This window comes from Kribbella catacumbae DSM 19601 (assembly GCF_000372465.1).
GTDB lineage: Bacteria > Actinomycetota > Actinomycetes > Propionibacteriales > Kribbellaceae > Kribbella > Kribbella catacumbae.
This window is the reverse complement of record NZ_AQUZ01000001.1, coordinates 145,439-167,479: the sequence shown is the minus strand read 5'-3', so window position 1 is coordinate 167,479 and position 22,041 is coordinate 145,439. Positions and strand designations below refer to the sequence as shown.

At 68.7% G+C, this 22,041-nt stretch carries 17 protein-coding genes; 14 read left to right on the top strand and 3 right to left on the bottom strand.

The window, feature by feature from the left end:
- Window positions 1–68: 68 nt before the first annotated feature.
- Together A3ES_RS45790 and A3ES_RS0100770 are read left to right on the top strand one after the other, a co-directional pair.
- Entirely contained in the window at window positions 69–566 is a 498-nt protein-coding gene (locus A3ES_RS45790) for a cupin domain-containing protein (RefSeq protein ID WP_020384857.1), read from the top strand.
- 9 nt (window positions 567–575) lie between these two features.
- Window positions 576–965 carry a nuclear transport factor 2 family protein gene (locus tag A3ES_RS0100770; protein ID WP_157630243.1) on the top strand — a complete coding sequence of 130 codons (390 nt, stop codon included), beginning with the start codon at window positions 576–578 and terminating at the stop codon, window positions 963–965.
- Here the strand turns inward: A3ES_RS0100770 and A3ES_RS0100765 are convergent.
- Both A3ES_RS0100765 and A3ES_RS0100760 read right to left on the bottom strand, forming a co-directional pair.
- Complete coding sequence (locus A3ES_RS0100765; protein ID WP_020384855.1) at window positions 887–1,546, bottom strand: MBL fold metallo-hydrolase; 660 nt, start codon at window positions 1,544–1,546, stop codon at window positions 887–889. The two genes, A3ES_RS0100770 and A3ES_RS0100765, sit on opposite strands and share 79 nt — an antisense overlap.
- 22 nt (window positions 1,547–1,568) lie before the next feature.
- Window positions 1,569–2,270 carry a maleylpyruvate isomerase family mycothiol-dependent enzyme gene (locus A3ES_RS0100760; protein WP_020384854.1) on the bottom strand — a complete coding sequence of 234 codons (702 nt, stop codon included), beginning with the start codon at window positions 2,268–2,270 and terminating at the stop codon, window positions 1,569–1,571.
- Window positions 2,271–2,451: 181 nt separating this feature from the next.
- Between A3ES_RS0100760 and uvrA the strand changes: the two genes are divergently transcribed.
- The 8 genes from uvrA (at window position 2,452) to A3ES_RS0100720 (ending at window position 14,235) form a co-directional block, all read left to right on the top strand.
- Window positions 2,452–5,565, top strand: coding sequence for an excinuclease ABC subunit UvrA (gene uvrA, locus A3ES_RS0100755; protein ID WP_020384853.1), 3,114 nt, complete (start codon window positions 2,452–2,454; stop codon window positions 5,563–5,565).
- A 189-nt stretch (window positions 5,566–5,754) separates the two neighbouring features.
- Window positions 5,755–6,093 (top strand): hypothetical protein, encoded by a 339-nt coding sequence (locus tag A3ES_RS0100750; RefSeq protein ID WP_202806408.1) that lies wholly within the window; start codon window positions 5,755–5,757, stop codon window positions 6,091–6,093.
- A 14-nt stretch (window positions 6,094–6,107) separates the two neighbouring features.
- Window positions 6,108–6,413, top strand: coding sequence for a hypothetical protein (locus A3ES_RS0100745; protein ID WP_020384851.1), 306 nt, complete (start codon window positions 6,108–6,110; stop codon window positions 6,411–6,413).
- 99 nt (window positions 6,414–6,512) lie between these two features.
- Complete coding sequence (locus tag A3ES_RS50885) at window positions 6,513–6,896, top strand: DUF6507 family protein (RefSeq protein WP_157630242.1); 384 nt, start codon at window positions 6,513–6,515, stop codon at window positions 6,894–6,896.
- Window positions 6,893–7,174, top strand: a complete 282-nt coding sequence (locus A3ES_RS0100735; protein ID WP_020384849.1) for a hypothetical protein — start codon at window positions 6,893–6,895, stop codon at window positions 7,172–7,174. Before A3ES_RS50885 ends, A3ES_RS0100735 begins: the two co-directional genes overlap by 4 nt.
- Before the next feature lie 63 nt (window positions 7,175–7,237).
- On the top strand, window positions 7,238–13,438 hold the full coding sequence (locus A3ES_RS56650; RefSeq protein ID WP_026162446.1) for a toxin glutamine deamidase domain-containing protein: 6,201 nt from the start codon (window positions 7,238–7,240) through the stop codon (window positions 13,436–13,438).
- Window positions 13,432–13,959: a hypothetical protein gene (locus tag A3ES_RS50875; RefSeq protein ID WP_020384848.1), complete on the top strand. Its 528-nt coding sequence runs from the start codon at window positions 13,432–13,434 to the stop codon at window positions 13,957–13,959. The genes A3ES_RS56650 and A3ES_RS50875 overlap by 7 nt, the downstream gene beginning before the upstream one ends.
- Window positions 13,960–14,235 (top strand): hypothetical protein, encoded by a 276-nt coding sequence (locus tag A3ES_RS0100720; protein ID WP_020384847.1) that lies wholly within the window; start codon window positions 13,960–13,962, stop codon window positions 14,233–14,235.
- Between the two features lie 15 nt (window positions 14,236–14,250).
- Here the strand turns inward: A3ES_RS0100720 and A3ES_RS0100715 are convergent, their stop codons facing one another.
- Window positions 14,251–15,108, bottom strand: a complete 858-nt coding sequence (locus A3ES_RS0100715) for a hypothetical protein (RefSeq protein WP_169501722.1) — start codon at window positions 15,106–15,108, stop codon at window positions 14,251–14,253.
- A 177-nt stretch (window positions 15,109–15,285) separates the two neighbouring features.
- Here A3ES_RS0100715 and eccCa point away from each other — a divergent pair, with 177 nt between their 5' ends.
- Genes eccCa through A3ES_RS0100695 form a run of 4 tightly spaced genes read left to right on the top strand, consistent with a single transcriptional unit; the run spans window position 15,286 to window position 22,039 of the window.
- A complete protein-coding gene (gene eccCa / locus A3ES_RS0100710) occupies window positions 15,286–19,254 on the top strand; it encodes a type VII secretion protein EccCa (RefSeq protein ID WP_237744825.1) in 3,969 nt (1,322 codons plus the stop codon).
- Window positions 19,251–19,640 carry a hypothetical protein gene (locus tag A3ES_RS50870; protein ID WP_026162444.1) on the top strand — a complete coding sequence of 130 codons (390 nt, stop codon included), beginning with the start codon at window positions 19,251–19,253 and terminating at the stop codon, window positions 19,638–19,640. The genes eccCa and A3ES_RS50870 overlap by 4 nt, the downstream gene beginning before the upstream one ends.
- Before the next feature lies 1 nt (window position 19,641).
- A complete protein-coding gene (locus tag A3ES_RS45765) occupies window positions 19,642–20,691 on the top strand; it encodes a DUF6177 family protein (protein WP_026162443.1) in 1,050 nt (349 codons plus the stop codon).
- Window positions 20,692–20,716: 25 nt separating this feature from the next.
- On the top strand, window positions 20,717–22,039 hold the full coding sequence (locus tag A3ES_RS0100695) for an EsaB/YukD family protein (RefSeq protein WP_020384844.1): 1,323 nt from the start codon (window positions 20,717–20,719) through the stop codon (window positions 22,037–22,039).
- Window positions 22,040–22,041: the final 2 nt, after the last annotated feature.

The window sequence follows — 22,041 nt, the reverse complement described above, 5'->3', positions numbered from 1 at the left end:
ATTTCTGGAATGGGCGGCAGCCGCTCCCAGCCGTAGCTTCAGCCTTATCCGAAGTAGGGGAGGAAGCAATGAACCCGCAGATCACCGGGCCGCGAGTGCTCGGTCCACACGACGGCTTGTCCATCACAGACCCAGGGAACCGGACCGACCGGTTCTTGATCGACACCGAGGACTCCGGCGGAGGCTTCTCGCTGGTGGAGCACACGCTGGCGCCCAAGGTGCTTGCTGCTCCGCTCCACCGGCACACCAGAGAGGACGAGTACAGTTTCGTGCTCGAAGGGCGGTTAGGCGCATTGCTGGGCGAGGACGAGGTCTTCGCGGAAGCCGGCACGCTGGTCTACAAGCCGCGCGGGCAGTGGCACACGTTCTGGAACGCGGGGGACACCCCGATCCGGCTGCTTGAGATCATCTCGCCTGGTGGTCTGGAGCAACTGTTCCGCAAGCTCGGCGAGCCCGGCGGCGAGTACGACCCCGAGACGCTGCCGGCCCTGGCGGCGGAGTACGGCTGCGAGGTCGACTTCGAGGCGACGATGCCGATCGTCGAGCGCCACCAATTGACCTTCTAGGTCGTCCTCGTGGCCCGCAGTCCTGAGGAGCTCGAGACGATGCTCGAGGACGCCTTCGTCGTCCATGACGGCGAGGCCCTCGCTCAGCTCTTCGAGCCGTACGCCGTGGTCCACACGTCGCTGCGCGAGGCACGGGGCCGGGAGCAGATCGACCAGCTGATCCGTCGCCTGTGGGACGGGCAGGTCACCTATCTCGCCGATCCGCTGGCGATCCTCCAGGAGCGGGGGATCGCCCTGATCGTCAGCGACCTGGCCGTCAATGTCGCCCGCCGCGACTCCGACGGCAACTGGCGCTACGCCGTCATCTTCTTCACCCCCGGCTACCAGCCCCGGGCGCGCCACTCCGGGAGGGCGGGACGCTCGGCGCCGAGGGTGGTGTCGGCGCCGTGGCCCGGGTAGACCCAGGTTTCGTCGGGGAGGCGGTTGAAGAGCTTGGTTTCTACGTCGTCGAGTAGGGACTCGAAGTTCTCCTTGTTGCCGCGGGTGTTGCCGACGCCGCCGGGGAACAAGGAGTCGCCGGTGAAGAGGTGGGGTGGGCCGGTGGGGTCGTCGTACAGGAGGGCGATCGAGCCGGGGGTGTGGCCGACCAGTTGGATCACCTCGAGGGTGAGCTCGCCGAAGTGGATCCGGTCTCCGTCGCCGACGGGCTCGTCGGTCGGTACCGGGATGCCTTCGGCGTCGTCTCGGCCGGCGACTGTCACGGCGCTTGTCCGGGCGACCACCTCGGCGAGTGCCTGCCAGTGGTCGCCGTGCTGGTGGGTGGTGATGACCCGGCTGATGCCGCTCTCGCCGATCACCTTGAGCAGCGTGTCAGCCTCGTTGGCGGCATCGATCAGCACCTGCTCGTCGGTGATCCGGCTGCGCAGCAGGTACGCGTTGTTGTTCATCGGACCCACGGCGACCTTGGTGATCATCAGCTTCGCCAGCTCGTGCGTCTGGGCCGGCCCGCCGACATGGACATTGCCGTGATACTCGGTCATGGGCTCTCCCTAGATCTTGTGGTCATCCAAACGACGGCAGCTCGGGCAGGTCGTCGCCCAGCTGGCTGCCGTCGCTCCGGCCGAGCGCCCAGCTCAGCAGAGCCGCACTGCCGCCAGTGACGATCCTTGCACCGGCTGGTCTCACAGGCGACGACCAGGTGCTGTCAGAGCTCTCCAGTACTACGGGGAAGTCCGCGGGCCATTTGGCGGTCACGTACGTGAGCAGTACGTCGCGCGACTCGGCCGGTACGTCGTCGAACGTGTACCCGAGGCCCAGGTCGACATGGTGCACCTCTAGCTCGTTCAGCCGGGCTGGCACCACCTGGTACGCCGTAGCGGGGGTTCCGCTCGGCCAGGTGACCTCGGCGGCCCAGGCGGCAGCTGGGAGATCCTCGAAGCGCTCCAGCAGCCGGGCCTCGGCAGCGGCGATGTCCTGGACCTGCTCCGCGATCGGCCGGGCAGCGCCCTCGGCGATGTCGGCCTCGCGTGCCTCGACCGAGACGTACATCGGCTTGCGGACGCCGGTGAGAGCCCAGTCGCACAGATTCACCAGGGCGTCGGCGTTCCGGGCGACGTGACTCAGCACGTGTCCCACGCTCCAGCCGGGCAGCAGTGACGGGCGCAGTACTACTTCGTCCGATAGCTGGGTAACGGTGGCGAGCAGGCGCCGGTTCGCGGACGGTAACTTCGCGATCAGGCGACTCGTTGGCTCCGGTGCGACCATGGACCGACTCTATCGAATATGCTTTCGAAAGAGGTCGCAGAACTGGCTTCTGACCGGCACTGAAGTTTTTGTCGGTGGGCCTCGTTAGCATGGCCGGGCATGTCCCAGGAGTCGGTTCCGCAGCCTCGGCGAGGCGCCCGGTGCCGCCCAGAAACCCTCGAGAACGGCTGAGAGTGAGCTTGTGTCTGACCGTCTGATCGTGCGTGGAGCGCGTGAGCACAACCTGAAGGACGTCTCGCTCGACCTGCCGCGCGACGCCATGATCGTCTTCACCGGACTGTCCGGTTCCGGCAAGTCCAGCCTGGCCTTCGACACCATCTTCGCCGAGGGCCAGCGGCGCTACGTCGAGTCGCTGTCCGCCTACGCGCGGCAGTTCCTCGGCCAGATGGACAAACCCGACGTCGACTTCATCGAGGGCCTGTCACCGGCCGTCTCGATCGACCAGAAGTCGACCTCGAAGAACCCGCGCTCGACCGTCGGCACGATCACCGAGGTCTACGACTACCTGCGGCTGCTGTTCGCCCGGGCGGGCCGGCCACACTGTCCCGAGTGCGGTGAGGCGATCGCCAAGCAGACCCCGCAGCAGATCGTCGACCGGGTGCTGGAGCTGGACGAGGGCACCCGCTTCCAGGTGCTCGCGCCGGTCATCCGCGGCCGCAAAGGCGAGTATCTCGATCTCTTCCGCCAGCTCACCGGCCAGGGCTTCTCCCGGGCCCGGGTGGACGGCGAGACGATCCAGCTGACCGAGCCGCCGAAGCTGGACAAGCAGAAGAAGCACACCATCGACGTGGTGGTCGACCGGCTCGCGGTGAAGGGCTCGGCCAAGCAGCGCCTGACCGACTCGGTCGAGACCGCGCTCGGGCTGTCCGGCGGCATCGTCACGCTCGACTTCGTCGACCTCCCGGAGAAGGACCCGCGCCGCGAGCGCCGGTTCTCCGAGAAGCTCGCCTGCCCGAACGACCACCCGCTGGCGATCGACGAGCTGGAGCCGCGCTCGTTCTCGTTCAACTCGCCGTACGGCGCGTGCCCGGTCTGCTCCGGGCTCGGTACCCGGATGGAGGTGGACCCTGAGCTGCTCGTCCCGGACCCGTCGAAGTCGCTCGACGAGGGCGCCATCCAGCCGTGGGCCGGTGCGAACGTCACGCAGTACTTCGAACGGCTGCTCGGCGCCCTGGCCAAGGACCTCGGCATCAAGACCAGTACGCCGTTCGCCGAGCTGCCGGCCAAGGCGAAGAAGTCGCTGCTGACCGGTCACGAGACCCAGGTGCACGTCTCGTACAAGAACCGCTACGGCCGCGAAAGGTCGTACTACACCACCTTCGAAGGCGTCATCCCGTACGTGGAACGCCGGCACGCGGAGGCGTCCAGCGACACCAGCCGGGACCGCTTCGAGGGCTACATGCGCGAGGTGCCCTGCCTGGCCTGCAACGGCGCGCGGCTGAAGCCGATTTCGCTGGCGGTCACGATGGGCGGCAAGAACATCGCCGAGATCGGCGCGATGTCGATCGACGAGGTGCACGACTTCCTGGCCGGCATGGAGCTGTCGCCACGGGAGAAGCAGATCGCCGAGCGGGTGGTGAAGGAGATCGGCGAGCGGCTGCAGTTCCTGCTCGACGTCGGCCTGGACTACCTGGCACTGAACCGGCCGGCCGGGTCGCTGTCCGGTGGCGAGGCGCAGCGGATCCGGCTGGCGACGCAGATCGGCTCCGGCCTGGTCGGCGTTCTGTACGTGCTGGACGAGCCGTCGATCGGTCTGCACCAGCGCGACAACCGGCGGCTGATCGACACCCTGGTCCGGCTGAAGGACCTGGGCAACACGCTGATCGTCGTCGAGCACGACGAGGACACCATCGACCATGCCGACTGGGTGGTCGACATCGGCCCGGGCGCGGGTGAGCACGGCGGCCAGGTCGTCGTGTCGGGCACGGTCGAGGACCTGCGCAACCACCCGGACTCGATCACCGGCGCCTACATCTCGGGCCGCCGGGAGATCCCGATCCCGCCGGTCCGTCGGCCGCTGACCGAGGGCCGCGAGCTGACCGTGTACGGCGCTCGCGAGCACAACCTCAAAGACATCGACGTGACGATCCCGTTGGGGGTCTTCGTCGCGGTCACCGGGGTGTCGGGCTCGGGCAAGTCGACGCTGGTGAACGACATCCTCTACACGTCGCTGGCGCGCCAGATCTACGGCGCCAAGACGATCCCCGGCCGGCACACCAAGATCTCCGGGCTCGAGCTGGTCGACAAGGTGATCCACGTCGACCAGTCGCCGATCGGGCGAACCCCGCGGTCCAACGCGGCGACGTACACGGGAGTCTGGGACCACGTCCGCAAGCTGTTCGCGGAGACGCCGGAGGCGAAGGTCCGGGGCTACCAGCAGGGCCGGTTCTCCTTCAACGTCAAGGGCGGCCGCTGCGAGGCGTGCTCGGGCGACGGCACGCTGAAGATCGAGATGAACTTCCTGCCCGACGTCTACGTGCCGTGCGAGGTGTGTCACGGCGCCCGGTACAACCGGGAGACGCTCGAGGTGCACTACAAGGGCAAGACGGTCGCCGACATCCTGGACATGCCGATCGAGGAGGCCTCCGACTTCTTCGCGGCCATCCCGGCGATCGCCCGGCACCTGACCACGCTGAACGAGGTCGGTCTCGGGTACGTCCGGCTTGGCCAGCCCGCGCCGACGCTGTCCGGCGGTGAGGCGCAGCGGGTCAAGCTCGCCTCCGAGCTGCAGAAGCGTTCCACCGGGCGCACCGTCTACGTGCTGGACGAGCCGACCACGGGTCTGCACTTCGAGGACATCCGCAAGCTGCTGGGCGTGCTCGGCAGTTTGGTTGACAAGGGCAACTCGGTGCTGGTGATCGAGCACAACCTCGACGTGATCAAGACCGCCGACTGGATCGTCGACCTCGGCCCGGACGGCGGCCGCCGCGGTGGCACGCTGGTCGCCGAGGGTACGCCGGAAGACGTCGCGGCGAACCCGGCGTCGTACACGGGGGAGTTCCTCGCGGAGATCCTGCGCGGCCGGGCAGCCAAGCCGAGCGCGAAGCAACTCACCGCCACCGCGAAGTCCAACGGTGCGAAGTCGAGCGGCGTGAAGTCGGCCGACGTGAACGGTGCCGTGGTGGCGGCGAAAAAGACCGCGGCCAAGGCGATCAAGAAGGCCCCGGCCAAGAAGGCTGCCGGGGGTGGGACGGCTGTGGGCACAGCGACGGCGAAGAAGACCGCGGTGAAGAAGGCGGTCGCTGCCAAGAAGGCGCCGGCCAAGAAGGTCGCGGCGAAACGAGCAGCCGGATAAGAACACGACCAGGTCGTTGACCTTAGCAACCAATCTGGCTGAGTGGGATCTTCTCCTCCGCAGACCTGGTGTGCGCCAACCTTCTCGTCTCAGTCGAAAGGTCCGCGGACGGCTCGGCGGCAGGAACCGGGTGACCCGTTCGGCCGTCTATCGTTGCGTTCGCGGCGTAACGACTTCGAAGGAGAGAATGTGACCGGACGTTGGGACATGGGCCAGGACACCCTGAGCCAACTGGCCAAGAAGACCGGGACGGGGACGCAGGACCTCGGCGGTCTGGTGAAGCAGCTGGTCGCCGCGGCGCAACCGCTGGAAGGCAAGATGAGCGGCGCCGGCAAGGCGATGTTCGACGGGTTCAAGGCCAATGTCGACGGTATCGCCGCCGACCTGAACGCCGGGCTCGCGGCGATCAACCAGGGCCAGTCCGGCATGGACGCGGCCTTCCGTACCGGTGACACCGAGATGGCCGACACCGCGAAGAAGAACCAGGGCGGGGCGGACTTCAACGCCGCCAAGTTCGGGAAGCGCTGAGAGAGGGACTGACGATGGCAAATCGCAACAGCTACGACACGGCCGCCTCCGGCGAGGTGCAGTCGACCATCAACAGCCTCTCCGGTCAGATCTCAAGCCTGATCGCGACGCACAAGCAGAACGTGACCGCGGCTCTGGCGGACGCCTCGGCCAGCGGCGTGACCGAGAACTACCGCGGCGTCGAGGCCAAGTTCAACACGGCGGCCGAGCAGACCCTGGCGATCATCAGTTCGCTGAAGGAGACGCTGGCGCAGAACGACTCGACCGCTGCCGCGACGCTGAAGAAGGCCTCGGCCGCCGTCGACGGCATCGGCGGCTGACCGGTAGTACGCACATCTTCACGGCCGTGGACGTCACCCAGTGAGGGGGTCGTCCCGGCCGTTTGCGGCCTGGCGCAGGGCCGGACACAGACCTGAGGGGTGACAGTGGACTGGGACATCGATATCGCGGCGGCCAGCAAGGTACTCACGGACACGGTGACCGAGGCGGAGCCGTTCGACGGGTTGGCGACGACGTACGGCGAGAACCTCACGGCCATCATGGAGGGCCTCAACTACGACGTCTTCACGATCGTCGCGGTGGCCATCGGCGAGTACGCCGAGCACTGGTCGCCGACCCTGGAGGCGGCGGCGAACCAGGTCGGCGCCTCGCTGACCGGTGCCCAGAACGCGCTCATGGCCTACATGGAGGGGCAGGAAGAGATGGCCCTGACCGCGCAACGCAACGCGGCGAACGGCGTGATCCCCGACCCGCCGGGGACGCCGGAAGCACCCAAACCGACCGGGGAGAACATCGCGGTATGACCGATCAGGAACCGGCGGAGGTGCCGGCGGAGATCGCCGAGGCGGCGCGAGTGCGGCTGGCCGAGTGGCTGACCGCTGAGGCGCCGACCCCTGAGCTGGGCGCGACGCCCGAGGACCTGGCGGACTGGACGGCGCACCAGGCGGAGGAGTACCTCGTGTTCGTTCCGCCTGGGTACGCCAACCTGCTGTTCCTTGTGGCCGAGCACGGCATCAGCTCCTTCGCGCCGAGCGAGCAGTCGCTCGAGCAGGCGATGGCGGCGGCCCGGCCGCAGTCGTGACCACGGCCGCGCGCCGGATCTGAAGCAATCGTCGACCCACGTGTGACCGAGGACTGAACTGAGATGATCAAACCCGAAGGTATCCCGATCACGGAGCTGACCAACGTGGTCTCGGCTCTCGACAACAACGTGTCGGAGCTGAGTGGCCTCGGGCAGGGGTTCGCCGACGTGGGCGACGGCATCCACAACACGTTCGGGGGCCTGAACAACTGCTACCACGCCCCCGAGCGCGAGTTGCTGGTCAACTCGACGCAGAAGATCCAGACGAACCTCGCCGAGTTCGGTCCCAGCCTGCCGGCGATGTCGGGACACCTGGTGACACTCGCCGACGAGGTGCGCGGCCGGCTGGGCACGCTGAAGGACATCCGGACCGAGGCCTATGAGTGGCATCGCCGGAAGAACGGCAATCCGGAGTGGCAGAACGATCAGGACATGATCGACGACAACAACCGGATGTTCCAGGACACCAACCGGATCATGACGGAGGAGCTCCCCGGGCTCTGCTTCGCCGCGGCCAACGAGATCGTCAAGCTCCACGGCGGTAAGACCTGGGATCCCGAGACCGGTGTGCGCGAGGGCGAGCAGCCGCCCCCGCCGCCGGACGAGGACGCTGAGCCGGAGGAGCCGGCGTGGGGGTCCGAGGAGGAGCGGGACAAGCCGCTCTGGCAGGACATCCTCGAGTTCCCGGTGGATTTCACGGTCGGTGTCCTGACCGTCGTCGGCGAGACCATCGAGGGCATTCTGACGCTGATTCCGGTGCTGCCGCTGCTCGGCATGATCCCGGGCTTGAAGGACTGGGCGAAGAACACCCTCGGGTACGACATCCCGACCTGGGAGGACGCGGGTAACGCCTGGGTCGGCCTCGCCACGTTCGTCGGCCAGATAGCGACGCTTCCGCATCAGCTCGCCTGGTGGGGCTTCGACAAAATCACCGGCCAGGACACCCGGCCCGACTGGGTCAAGGAGTGGGGCGAGACGGGCCTCACCATGGGCGAGCAGATGTTCAAGGGCTTCGTCGCCTGGGACGAGTGGGCGAAGAACCCGGGCAAGGCACTGGGCATGGCGCTCACCAACATCGTCGCCACCGTGTTCACCGGCGGCGGCGCCGGAGCGATCAAGACCGCGGCGCTGGCAGGCAAGTTCGGCGCCGCGAGCACCGCGGTGGCGAGGGTGGCCGGGGCGGCCTCGAAGCTGCAGGGTTTGCGCACCGGGCTGCACGACCTGGCCCTCGGCGCGACGATGAAGATCCCGAAGGTCGGCGATGTCATCAACGGCCTGGCGAAGATCCCGATCGTCGGCGACACCTTCAAGATGCAGAACCCGAAGGTGGACGTGCCGTCCTCGGTGGACACCCCCGACAGCTCCGGCGTGTCGCACACCTCGGTCGACACGCCCACCGTCTCGGTGGACAGCCCGTCGATCAGCAGTCCGTCCGTGGACACTCCATCGGCGAACACCCCCGACACTGGCAGCGTCGACGCCCCCAGCACCACCAACGTGCCAAGTACCAACACCCCGTCCACCACGCCTGTGTCACACGCCAACCCGGGCACGACGACACCGGGCACGACGACGCCAGGTTCGACGACACCAGGTACGACCACACCGGGTACGACCACACCGGGCACGACGACGCCAGGTTCGACGACGCCAGGTTCGACGCCAGGTTCGACGACGCCAGGTACGACGACACCGGGTACGACGCCCGGTACGACGGCGGACCCTGGCACGACAACACCAACCAACCGCGGCCCCGAAACCAGCACATCACCCGGTCCACGCACGCCGGACTCGACCACATCGCCTGGTACGCGCACGCCCGACTCGACCACGCCGAACTCCGGAACCCCGGACCCGACAACACGTACGCCGGAGACCTCGCGCACGCCGGAGACCTCGCGCACACCGGAGTCCACGCGTACGCCGGAGACCTCGCGCACGCCGGAGACCTCGCGGACGCCTGAGTCCACGCGTACGCCGGAGACCTCGCGCACGCCGGAGACCTCGCGCACACCGGAGTCCACGCGTACGCCGGAGACCTCGCGCACGCCGGAGACCTCGCGCACACCGGAGTCCACGCGTACGCCGGAAACGTCCCGGACGCCGGAGACCTCGCGGACGCCTGAGTCCACGCGTACGCCGGAAACCTCGCGGACGCCGGAGTCCACGCGTACGCCGGAGTCCACGCGTACGCCGGAGACCACGCGCACGCCCGAGACAAGCCCTACGCCGGGTACGACACACACGCCGGAGCCCATGGCGGCTCGGCACGCGGACCCGGCCGTCACCCCGGTCATGCCGTTTCACCCCGGCGTACCCGGTCATGCCAACGTGCCGAACACCCCGAACACCCCGAACACCCCGAACACCCCGAACACCGGCACGCCGAATCAGCCTGGTCGCGTGGAGCCGCCGGCGGCCCGTCGGGAGCCGGATGCGCCCGACGCCGGCAATGACCCGAATTTCGACAGCCCACTCGAGCGCCAGAAGGTGATCGACGAGCTGAAGCCGGACTACCTTCGTCCGGAGCCGGGCAAGGACCGGTCGAAGATCGACCCGGATCAGTACATCGAGGCGGACCTGAGGGATCCTCGCCGTGGCGAGCTTCGCGACTCGGTCGGCGACCCGCCGGAGCGCAACCCCGAGAACTGGGTCGGCAAGGTCAACCCGGACTACGGCCGGAGCCACCAGTACCGGATGAACTGCGCGGACGGTTCACGCAAGACTGCGGCGATCTTGAACGGCGAGACCCCGGATCTGTCCGCCGGCCGGAAGCTCGCGAACGGCGAGAACCCCGAAGCTACCCTCGAGTGGATGGATCTGGAGGACTTCCCGGCAGAGAACAAGATGGGGCTGGAGGACTGGGACGCCGACCCGGCGGACTTCACCAACGCCGCCTACCGAAGGGTGTACGACGCGCTGGCCGGCCGTCCGCCGGGCACGCACGCGAACATCTTCGTGACCTGGCGGTCGAGCATGCCCAACATCCCGGGCGGTGGTCACGTCCTGAACGCGTTCGTCGACCCGGCGGGGCGCGTCAAGTTCCTGGACTCGCAGCCGCCGGGCGGCAAGATCGTCGATGCGTTCCCGGACGGTCACCCGGGTGCGCACCCGAAGAATCCGTACGACGACGGCACCGGCAAGGGCAACATCACGTCTATCCAGTTCGCCGTCCGTGAGCGTGGCGGCCGCTGGGAAGGCCCTCCGCGCAGCCCGAACACTCCGCCGGCCTCGCAACTGCAACACATGCGCCAAGCGATCCCCCCGATCGCCCCGAGGCCCGGAACTCCTGGGTACAACCCGTCGGGGGCCAATCCCCACGGGACCCATTCACCGGACCCGAACACTCCGGACCCGAACACTCCGGACCCGAACACTCCGGACCCGAACACTCCGGACCCGAACACTCCGGACCCGAACACTCCGGACCCGAACACCCCTGACCCGAACACCCCTGACCCGAACACCCCGGACTTGCAGACGCCGGCGTCCAGAGCTTCCGAGCAGTACGGGTCGGCTGGGACGTCTGGGCACCGGGATCCTGGACCGTTCGACGGATCGGAACTGGCCGACCCCAGTTTCCGGGCGTCTTCGCAGGACCTGGCGCGGTTCCGCGACACCTTGGGATCGATCGACCAGAGGAAGATCGCGGAGCACCGGCGACGCGGCCAGGAGCAGCTTCCCGACCACATCGACGATCTGTCGGATGTCGAGCTCACCGCCATGGAACGGATGCTGGGAACCGACCATCAGGACATCAACAACGCCTACCGGGCCGGTGACCTGAGCGTCGAGAACAAGCCACTTGTCCGGGTCGCGGCATCGGCAATGAAGAAGCTGCCCGATTTCAAGGGGCCGATCGACCGTGGCATCGCCTTCGACACCCCGGAGCAGTTGCAGGCGTTCCTGAACCGCTACCAGCCCGGCCGCAGTCCGGCGGAGCCTGCGTTCACTCACTCGGACAAGGATCCCGACGGCGCCAAGATCTTCAGCGGCGGTCGGTACTCCGCGGGCCGGGTGGTGCTGCACATCGATGCTCGGCACGGCAAGGACATGTCGTTCCTGCGTGACAAGTACGTCGGTGTCGACGAAGTCATTCACCCGCCGCACACCCCCTTCTACCCGACCGCGAGGCCGGAGTTCGACGAAGCGACCAACACGTGGCACGTGCATGTCCGCGACCACAGCGGGCCGGTAGACGTACCACCTGGAGACGCGCCGTCGCCGATCGCGGTGCAGCCCGATACTGGGCGCTCGTACTGGGCAGAACAGGCGGAGTCCCGCTACCCGACCCCGCACCAACCGCCGTACCACCCAGGGCAGCAACCTGCGCCGCAGCAGCCGGCGAACCCGTTCAACGACGGCCGCCCCCAGCAGTCGTTCGGCCCGGGCCAGCAGCCCGTCTACCAGCCCGGCCAGCAACCTGGCTACCACCCGGGCCAGCAGCCGCCGGGCCAGTTCGGTCCAACGGGTCAGGAGCCCGGTCAGCAGCCTCAGCCGCCGTACGGGCCGCCACAGCAGCACCAGCCTGGTTATCAGCCGGGCCAGCAGCCGCATCCGGGTCAGCAACTGTACCCACCTCAACCGGGTCAGCCGCACCCACACCAGCCGGGTCAGCCGAACCAGCCTGGTCGGTACCCGGAGCAGCAGCATCAGCCTGGGCGCCATCCGGAGCAGCAGCCGCCGTATGGTCCGGGACGACAGGACCCGTACGCGCCTACGCATCAGCCGGGGCAGCAGTACCCGCCGAACCAGCCGGGGCAGCCGGGACAGCCGAACCAGCCGAACCAGCCGGGACAGCAGTACCCGCCGCAGCAGCCTGGGCGGTATCCGGAGCAGCAGCCGCCATATGGACCGAGACGACAGGACCCGTACGCGCCTACGCATCAGCCGGGGCAGCAGTACCCGCCGAACCAGCCGGGGCAGCAGTACCCGCCGAATCAGCCGGGACAGCCGAACCAGCCGGGACAGCAGTACCCGCCGCAGCAGCCTGGGCGGTATCCGGAGCAGCAGCCGCCATATGGTCCGGGACGACAGGATCCGTACGCGCCTACGCATCAGCCGGACCCGTACGGACCCCCGCACCAGCCTGGGCAGCAGTACCCGCCGCACCAGCCGGGACAGCCGAACCAGCCTGGGCAGCAGTACCCGCCGCACCAGCCGGGACAGCCGAACCCACCGCACCAGCCGGGGCAGCAGTACCCGCCGCAGCAGCCTGGGCGGTATCCGGAGCAGCAGCCGCCGTACGGGCCGGGTCAGCCGGATCCGTATGCGCCGCCGCATCAGCCCGATCCGTACGGTCCGCCGCAGCAACCGGGGCACTACCCGGGGCAGCGGCCGTTCGGTCCTGGGCAGCCGGAGCGTCCTGCGTACAACCCGCAGGAATTCGGACCGAACGCGCGGCACACGCCGGAAACGCCGAACGAGTACGGCGGACAGCCGCCAGCCCAACCACACGGCCAGCAACCGCCGTACGGCCAGTCGGATCCGTACGGCTCGGCAGACCCGTATGGCTCGGCAGACCCGTACGGCTTGGCGGATCCGCCTGGTTCGGCCGCTGCACCCAGTTCGGCGGATCGGTCGGCGGCTGCGGCACCGGGGCCGGGTGAGGTGATCAGGAAGGGGAGCGGGCCGAACTCCGACTACGACGTTCGGATGCCGGATAAGGACGAGTTCGTCGAGAACGATCCGGACCTGGACGACGGGTACCGCAACATCCGGGACACGACCACCGACGTGCCGAAGATCGCCGACTCGCTCGACCTGCACGACGACGACCCGGCGACCCTGGCCGAGTTGGAGGAGGTGGTCGACGTGGCGAAGCGGAACATGTTCGTGAACAAGCACGACGTGGCGATCGGCCCCGATGACATCCGGCACGGCAACTTCCAGGCGATGCCGGAGATGGCCAAGCTGTGGAAGAAGGCGATGTCGGGGCGCTTGGACCGGATGGAGACGAACCAGGTGCGATCCCTGATCGCGCACGAGTACGTGGAGGCCAAGCTGCTCGAGCTGGGCGTTCCGTACAAGCTGGCCGACCCGGACATGTGGGACGCGGAGGGAACCTACCGCGGCCGGAAGAATCCGGGGCCGCACGAGCTGGCGCCGTTGTCGACGCGAGGCGGGGAGGAAGTCGATCTCCTGGGTCTCTGGGACATCTACGGGCTGACCCCACCGTTCCCTGGGCCGTTCCGGCCGAAGGATTTGTCGAAGGCGACCCTGGATGCGATCGTTCAGGCAATCAAGGAGCAAAGGGGATGGTGACCGACATGACCGCCGCGGAGCGGATGGTCGAGCGCCTGCTCGCGGTGAATTGGGACAAGGCCGCCGCGCTCGCGCACGAGAAGTCGCGTGCCCGGTTGGCCCGCGAGTTCCTCCGGCGTACGGCGCAGTGGGCAGTGGCCGTCGGCGCGGAGCGGGGCTGGCCGTCCAGTGATCTGGCGAGTGGTGTGGATCCTGAGGTCGCCGTCGATCCGGCGCTGCTGGCCAGGCTCGAGCTGGACGAGTCGTCGATGGACCTGTTCCCGGTTCCGACGGACCTCGCCGCGGCGATCGTGCGCTGGGCGGCACTCGGCGACCTGCCTCGGCAGCGGTTCCCACAGCTGGACGATCCCTACGAGCCGATCCTCGAGCTGTTCGACCGCGGTGGCGGTTTCGCCCGCGGTCCAGGGGAGCTCGACCTCGGCTTCATCTCGATCCAGCTCCGGTCGGTGACCGACCGGGCCACGCTGGAGCCCCTGCCGATCGATGCCGCGACGCTGGACGCACTGGATCAGGAGGCCTGAGTGTCCGGGAACTATGGGACCCAGGTCATCGAGTCGGTGGCGGTTCGGCGGCGGCGGTTGCGGGAGGCTTGGCTGTTCGGGGCTGAGCGGGCCAAGAACACGTTGAACGAGCAGACCGGGAAGGTGCTCGCGAGCGTGATGATCGGTGCGGTCGCGTGTGCGGGGTGTGCCGGGGTGTCGTACTTCAAGTCGGCGCAGGCCAAGGAGAAGCAGAACCAGCAGCCCACGCCGACCGCGACCACGTCCGGCCCGGTCAGTCCTTCGCCCTCGAAGTAGCCGCCTCAGCTGTGGCTAGCGGCCGAAGAGGTGGCGTAGCCAGCTGTGGCGGGGCTGGGGTAACAGGGCGGCGGGGAGTACTGCGCTCGGCGGGGTCGCCAGCGTGACCGGGACCTGGACCATTTGGTCGCCCTGGAGCCAGTAGAGGTCGGGGGAGCACTGGTCCGGGGCGCCGCGGTAGCAGTCGGCGACCCAGCGGGCCAGCGTGTCGGCGTGCGCCTGGCCGGCGTCGGCGGGGCAGTAGGCGACGGCGCTCAACCGCGGTACGCCGATCAGCACGCCGGCCCTTAAAGTTGCCTGAGGCAACCAGTTGTCCCGGTCGACGATCGCCATCGACACCAGCGGATCACCGTCGCGGCTGAGCACCGATATCCCGCCGTGCCGCTGCGGTTCGAGGTCCGCGATCTCCGCCAGGGTGAGCCGTACCGGCGAGGGCACGCCGGGGTCGCCGAGTCCCAGCATCGACCGCCGTACGACGGTCAGCCGGCGCAGCTCGCTGCCGGTCCGGATGAACACCACCACCTCGAAGTGGTCCCCGAACGGCAACAGCGCGTCGGCGACCGGCCCGGCGGTGCGTGCGGACCAGCCACGTTGCACGAGCAACGCGCGCTGGCGTTCGGCGACGTCGCCGAACCGGTGCTCCTCGGTGGCCAGCTCGCCCTCGGTGACGACGGCCCGCAGCCAGGCCTCGATCTGCTCGGGCCAGCGGCCCTGTGGTAGCTGAAGGCAACGATCGATAACCTCGCCGACGCTGACGACAGCCGACATCTGCAGCCCGCCACGGCCCCAGCCGATCTCGACCGTGCGCTGCTCGGTGTCGACAACGCACCCCGGTAACCAGATCGGCGCGAGTTCCGCAATGATTTCCACCACGGTGGAATCGTCTGTACCTGTCATCTCGTGACCTCACCCACCACTAGAGTGTCTCGCGCGTCCGTCGGTAAGAAACAGCAAATGTCCCCGCGCACCCGCGGGCTGGTCCAGCGGAGGAAAACCTTAGTGGCAAGCCGGATCGTGCACCGCCCGGCGCGGCGCACATCTGCCCCCGTGGTGCCGCAGCAGCGTGTGATCGAGACCGCGCCGTCTCTCGGTGGCGGCGGTGGCGGTGGGGGCGGTGGAGCTCTGCAGATGCTGTTGCCGATGGTCGGCAGCCTCGGCTCGGTCGCGATGATGACGATGGGTCGGTCCGGTCCGATGGTGATGGTCGGCATCGGGATGTTGGGGCTCACCCTGGTCGGCTCCGTCGCCGGCATGCTCTCGTCCCGCGGCCGGGGTGGCAAGGATCGCAAGAACCAGCGCCGCCGCTACCTCGACTACCTCGAGCGGATGCGCGACGACTTCTCGGTCCAGGAACGCAAGGCGCGGTCGCAGGCGCTGGAGCTGAACCCGCCACCGGACGCGCTGCTGGACTGCGTGGCCGACGTGTCCCGGCTGTGGGAGCGCCGTCGTACCGACAGTGACTTCCTGCAGCCGCGGTGCGGCAGTGGTCGCGTGCCGGCGGTCCCGGCGATGGTCGGTCAGGGCGGCTCCGCGATGGATCCGCCGGACCAGTTCATGATGGCCGAGGCGAACGGCCTGGTACGGCGCTTCACGCTGAACCCGGACATGCCGCTGACCGTGCCACTGGACCACGTGGGCAACGTCAGCATCATCGGCGACCGCGAGGGCGTCGTCCGGGTGGCCCGCTCGCTGCTCGTGCAGACGGCGGTCTTCCACGCGCCGGAGGACGTGAAGCTGGCCGCGTGCTTCCCGTGGGACACGATGCGGGACTGGCAGTGGATGAACTGGCTGCCGCACGTGCAGGACCCGGAGCGAAGGCAGGGCCCGATCCCGTTCCGCCGGATCGCCGAGACACCTGACGCGTTGGCTCGGCTGCTGTCAGACGATCTGAGCGAGCGCGTCCAGTGGGCCACCGAGTCACGCCGCGGGTCGGTGAACTTCGAGGACCGCCGCCGGCTGACCAAGCGCCTGCTCGTGCTGCACGACACGTACGGCGATGTCGCCGCCGAGGTCCGCCCGCTGGCCGACGACTCGCTCCTCCCCGGCGAACTCGGCGTCACCGTGCTGCACCTGGTCGCCGACCGCGTCCAGGAGCCGAGCTCGGTGACGATGCGGATCACCGTGTTCGGCGACGAGGTCCGGATCGAGGACCTGCGTGGGCAGTACCCGATGGTCGCCAGCGGCCAGGTGGACCGGATGGAAGCCGCCGTCGCCGAGGGGATCGCCCGCGAGCTTGCTCCGCTGCGGCTGTCCGCGGAGTCGCTGGACGAGGACGCTCAGCGCGACGACGTCGACTTCATGGGCCTGATCGGCATCACCGACGTGGCCCAGCTCGACTTCCAGCAGCTGTGGCAGCCACGTCCGGATCGCGCGTTCCTGCGGGTCCCGCTGGGGATCGACGACCATGGCGCCGTCGTACTGGTCGACCTGAAGGAATCGGCCCAGCTCGGTATGGGCCCGCACGGACTCTGCATCGGCGCGACCGGCTCGGGGAAGTCCGAAGTACTGCGGACCATGGTGATGGCCTTGCTGGCCACGCACAGCCCGGACGACCTCGCACTGGTCCTGGTCGACTTCAAGGGTGGCGCCTCGTTCGCGCCGTTCGCCGGTGTGCCGCACGTGGCCGGCATCATCACCAACCTGCGCGACGACGCGAGCCTGATCGAACGCGCGTACAAGAGCCTGGAAGGCGAGGTGCTGCGCCGCCAGCAGGTGCTGAAGGACGCGGGCAACATCGCCAACATCACCGACTACCGGCTGCACCGCGAACGCAACCCGGACCTGCCGGCGCTGCCACACCTGTTCGTGATCATCGACGAGTTCGGCGAGTTGCTGAACGAACGGCCGGACTTCATCGACCTGTTCCTCTCGATCGGCCGGATCGGCCGGTCGATCGGTGTGCACCTGCTGCTGTCCAGCCAGCGGGTCGAGGCGGGCAAGCTGCGCGGTCTGGAGACCTACCTGTCCTACCGGCTGGGTCTGCGGACGTTCTCCGAGGAGGAGAGCCGGACGGTACTGGACACCACCGACGCGTTCCACCTGCCGCCGCTGCCCGGGTTCGGGTTCCTCAAGGTCGACACGAGCGTCTACCAGCGCTTCAGGGCGGCCTACATCTCCGGTCCGTACGTTCCGCCGACGGGCGAGATCGTCGAGGACGAAGGTGCGGAGGTCCGCCCGCAGGCGCTGCCGCCGTACCAGCAGTCCGAGGAGGAGCTGGAGGCGCAGAAGCCGGTCGAGGCGAAGGCGACCGAGCGTACGACGGGGCCGACGGTGCTGACCACGTTCGTCGATCAGGTGGCCCGGGCAGCCAAGCCGGTGCTGAAGATCTGGCTGCCGCCGCTGCCGGCCGCCTGCACGCTGGACGGTCTGGCCGGCCGTGCCGACTTCGTCCAGGGCCGCGGTCTCCAGCTGTCGGTGAAGACTCCGCAGATGCAGCCTCCGGTCGGTGTGATCGACGACCCGGGTAACCAGCGCCAGGAGGTCCTCCGGCTGGACCTGACCCGCGCCGGCGGTCACGTCGCGATCGTCGGTGGTCCGCAGTCCGGCAAGACGACGGGGCTGCGGACGCTGGTCACCTCGCTGGCCCACACCCACACTCCGGCGGAGGTCGCGATCTACGCGCTCGACCTGGCCGGCGGTGGCATGCAGGCGCTGGAGCAGTTGCCGCACGTCGGTGGCGTCGCGCTGCGCACCGACCGGGAGAAGGTCCGGCGGACTGTCGAGGAGATCCGCGGGATGATCGACCATCGCGAGCGGGTGTTCCGCAATCACGCGGTCGACACCATGGAGGCGCTCCGCAAGGACCACGCGGCCGGCGCGATTCCGGAGCTGCCGACGGCGGACGTCGTCTTGGTGATCGACAACTTCGGCGCGATCCGGACCACGTTCGACGAGCTGGACGAGCCGATCACCGACATCCTGTCGCGCGGCGGCAACTACGGCATCCACGTGGTCGCTTCGATGATGCGCTGGAACGACGTCCGGATGCAGAACCAGGCGATGTTCGGCACGATGCTCGAGCTGCGGCTGAACGACCCGTCGGACTCCAGCATCGACCGGCGCCTGCAGGAGGTCCTGCGCAAGGCCGGACCGGGCCGGATGCTGGTGCCGGGCTCCAAGCTGTACGCGCAGTTCGCGCTGCCGCGGGTGGACGGCCTCGCCTCCGACGAGAACCTGTCCGAGGTGCTCGAGGGTCAGGCGGTGTCCGCGCGGTCGACCTGGCAGGGACCGCAGGCGCCGCGGATCCGGATCCTGCCGCTGAAGCTGCCCCGGACCGAGGTGGCCGACGAGATCCGGCAGGCGGCCGTTGTTCCGATCGGTGTGGACGAACGCGCGCTGGCACCTGTGTACCTGGACCTGGCCGGCCGGGACAGCAATCTGGTGGTCTTCGGCGACAGCGGTTCCGGCAAGACCAACATGGTCCGGCTGATCATCCAGCAACTGATCGAGCGGCACACGTCCGACCAGCTCGTGTTCGCGGTGATGGATCCGCGGCGCGGCCTGCGCGAATTCGTCCCGGAGGCGTACGTCGGTGGCTACGCGCCGACCGGCCGGGTCGCCGGCGGTCTCGCCGCGGGCGTGTCAGAGGAGCTGGCGAAGCGGATGCCGGACGACACCGGCGCCATTCCGGAAGCAGGCCTTGGCGGACCGCGGATCGTGGTGCTGGCCGACGACTACGACCTGCTCACATCGGGCGGGCAGTCGCCGATGGACCCGTTCCTGCCCTACATCTCGTCCGGCCGGGACATCAGGTTGCACTTCATCGTGACCCGGCGCGCCTCGGGTGCGTCGCGGCAGATGTACGAGCCGTTCCTGTCCGCGGTCCTCGAATCCGGGGCGGCCGGCCTGGTGATGTCCGGCGACCGCAGCGAGGGGCAGCTCTTCACCGGCGCGCGTCCGGGCGACTACCCACCAGGCCGCGGCTTGTTCGTACGACGGGGCGACGGGCCACAGCTAGTCCAGACGGCAATCGCCGACGCGGCGCAGGCCGTCACCGAGAACAGCGGAGGAACGTCATGACCTACGACCTGGTGGCCCTCGTGGACGGGCGCCCGTCCAGCGACGACGTCCTGGCCGGCCTTGCCGCGGCCGGGGAGGAGCTCGGAGTCCGTGCGGTGAGCGGCGGCGCCGTCGTACAGCTCTGCGACGAGGAGAACCTGCCACTGGTGTCGATCGAGCTGCCGCTGCTGGTCCAGGTGCCGGGTGAGGTGGAGCGGATGCTCGGTACCGCGGTCGGGTCGGTGGAGACCCCGGCCTGGTGGGTCGAGATCCGTGCGACGGCCCGCGACGGTGCCCGCGAGATCGCCGAGAGGTACGCGAACATCCTGATCAACCGGCTCGGCGGCAAGGTCTGGACGTCGGCGGGCGTCGAGCTTTCCCAGCGCACGAGCGAAGGAACCGACTGAGATGCCGAACGACCTGATCTTCAGCCCCGGCGTCGACCTGATCACCGAGAAGGTTGCCGTCGTCATGCAGGACCGCCCGGTGATCGGCATGTCGGCCTGGCTGACCGACGCGCTGACGTCGGCCAAAGTGGCCGGGCGGGACGTCCAGCTCGTCACGCCGCTGACGTCCAGGCTGACCTGGCCGACCCGGTCGACGCTGTTCCGCGGCGCCTACTCGAAGTGGGTCGTCACCGGTTCGGACGGCGAGTACTTCGACGGTCTGAACGGAGTACGGCTGAAGTGGAACGGGGACCTGTTCCTCGCTCGGTCGACCGCGAAGCCGGGGGAATCGAGCTCGGACCTGCACCCGGACTTCGTCGTCCAGGAGGAGCCGTTCGGCCAGCTCCAGTTCACCGTCCGGGTCCGGCACAAACCGGTCCAGAGCCTCGTCCTGGGCCGTGTCGCGGAGCGGCTGTTCAACGCGACCACTGGGAGCGGGCCGGCCGGCTGGGCGACCTCCGAGCCGGTGACCCAGCCGTGGAGCCCGGACGCGGTGACGGAGTACTGCCGGGGCCGGGCGCCGGATCCGACGTGGCTGATCCTGGCGGGACAGCCGGGCGCGGAGTTCAGGCCGTCGGTCGGCACCCTCGAGGCACGCCGGACCAAGTCCGGGCTGGACGAGACGGTGACTCTCGCGGTCGCGCAGCCCGGGATGGACTTCCCGGACGTGAACCAGGTCGGCCAGTGGATCGACGACATCGCCGACCACTACGAGCTGATCTCGGCGATGGTGATGGGCTCGTACGGCGCCGCGGACGGCACCTACCAGCCGCGCTTCCTCGGGATGGCCTGCCCGATCGGCGTCGCCGCCGGAAATGAGGCGGTCCAGGCGTCCAGCGTCGCGGAGATGGTCAAGGTCGAGGGCATCAGCAGGGCCCTGGCCATCGGTCCCGCGCATGCACCCGCGATCTGGTACCCGATCGGGAACGGGCGCGAGCCGCGGGACTGGGAGAAGTACGCGTCCCTGATGAAGAAGCTGATCCCGGCCGACGTGGCAGCCGGCAAGCGGTGACGAACCACCAGAAGCGAGGACTTCGATGAGCACCTATAGCCGGGTCACGGTGATTGGGCAGCGCAAGCGGATGGATGCGGTGTTGCCCGCCGACGAGCCGCTCGGCGTACTGCTCCCGGACCTGCTCCGGCTGCTGGACGAGCCGATGCAGCAGACCCCGCAGCGCCGGTTCCTCACCACTGCGAGCGGTGTGCTGGTGCCACCGGAAGGGACCCTGAGCGCCGCCCAGATCACCGACGGCGCCGTACTGCGCCTCGCGGCCGAGGGTGAGCTTCCGCCCCCGCCGACCGTGTACGACGTGACCGAAGAGGCCGTCGAGGACCTGAAGCGGCGCGGCGCGAGCTTCCAGCCCAAGCACCGGCGGATCCTCGCCGGCGCCGGTCTGGTGTTCTCCGCGCTCGCCGGCGCGGTGGCGCTGTTGATCGCGGCGCCGGTTGCGCTGACCGGCGCGGCACTGCTCGTGCTCGCGGCGATCTGCGCGTTCGTCGGGATCGTTCTCGGCCGCGGCGGAAACAAGGTCGTCGCCTTCCCGCTGGTCACCATCACCACCCTGCTGCTGTCGGTGACGGTCGGGTTCTGGGCCGCGGACGCGGGCTGGGAGACCGGGCTCGTCCTCACCTCGGCGGCGTTGTGCCTGAGCTTCGGGCCGCTGATCTTCGCCTGCGCGGGTCTTGCCGGTGGCGGCGTGGTCGCAGGTGCGGCCGGGGTGCTCTTGGTCGCTGTCTGGATGGTCGGCGTCGGATCCGGTCTGGCTGTTGATCGGGTCGGCGCGTTGGCCGCTCTGCTTGCTGTGCTGTTGCTGGGCCTGCTGCCCCGGCTCGCGCTGGCGTTGTCGGGTCTGTCGGGCTTGGACGACAGGCGGGCTGCTGGGCAGGAGATCATGCGCGGCGATGTCCGGAGCGCCTTGAACGCGGCGCACCTCGGCCTGGCATTGGCGACGGTCCCGATCGCGGTGTCGTCTGCCGTGGCCGGCATCATGCTGGTGCGCGACGGCGCGGGCTGGGCGATCGGTCTCGCGCTGGTACTGGCGCTCCTACTCGCTTCGCGGTCCCGGCTGTATCCGCTGGTCAGCGAGGTCGCGGTTCTGTTCGGGGCGTCGTTCACCGTGGTCGCCGGCTGCGTGCTGATCGCGGCGGTCAAGGGTGAGGGTGGCGCGTTCATCGCACTCGGCCTGCTGGTGCTGGTGGTGATGTTCTGCGCCTTCGGTCTCAGTTTCGCACCGGCGGAGCATGTCCGCGCGCGGCTCACCCAACTGCTCGACTACCTTGAGGTCGGTGCGATCATCGTGACCGTACCTCTGGCGCTGGGAGTCTTCGGCGTCTACACCGACCTGCTGCACGCGTTCTGACC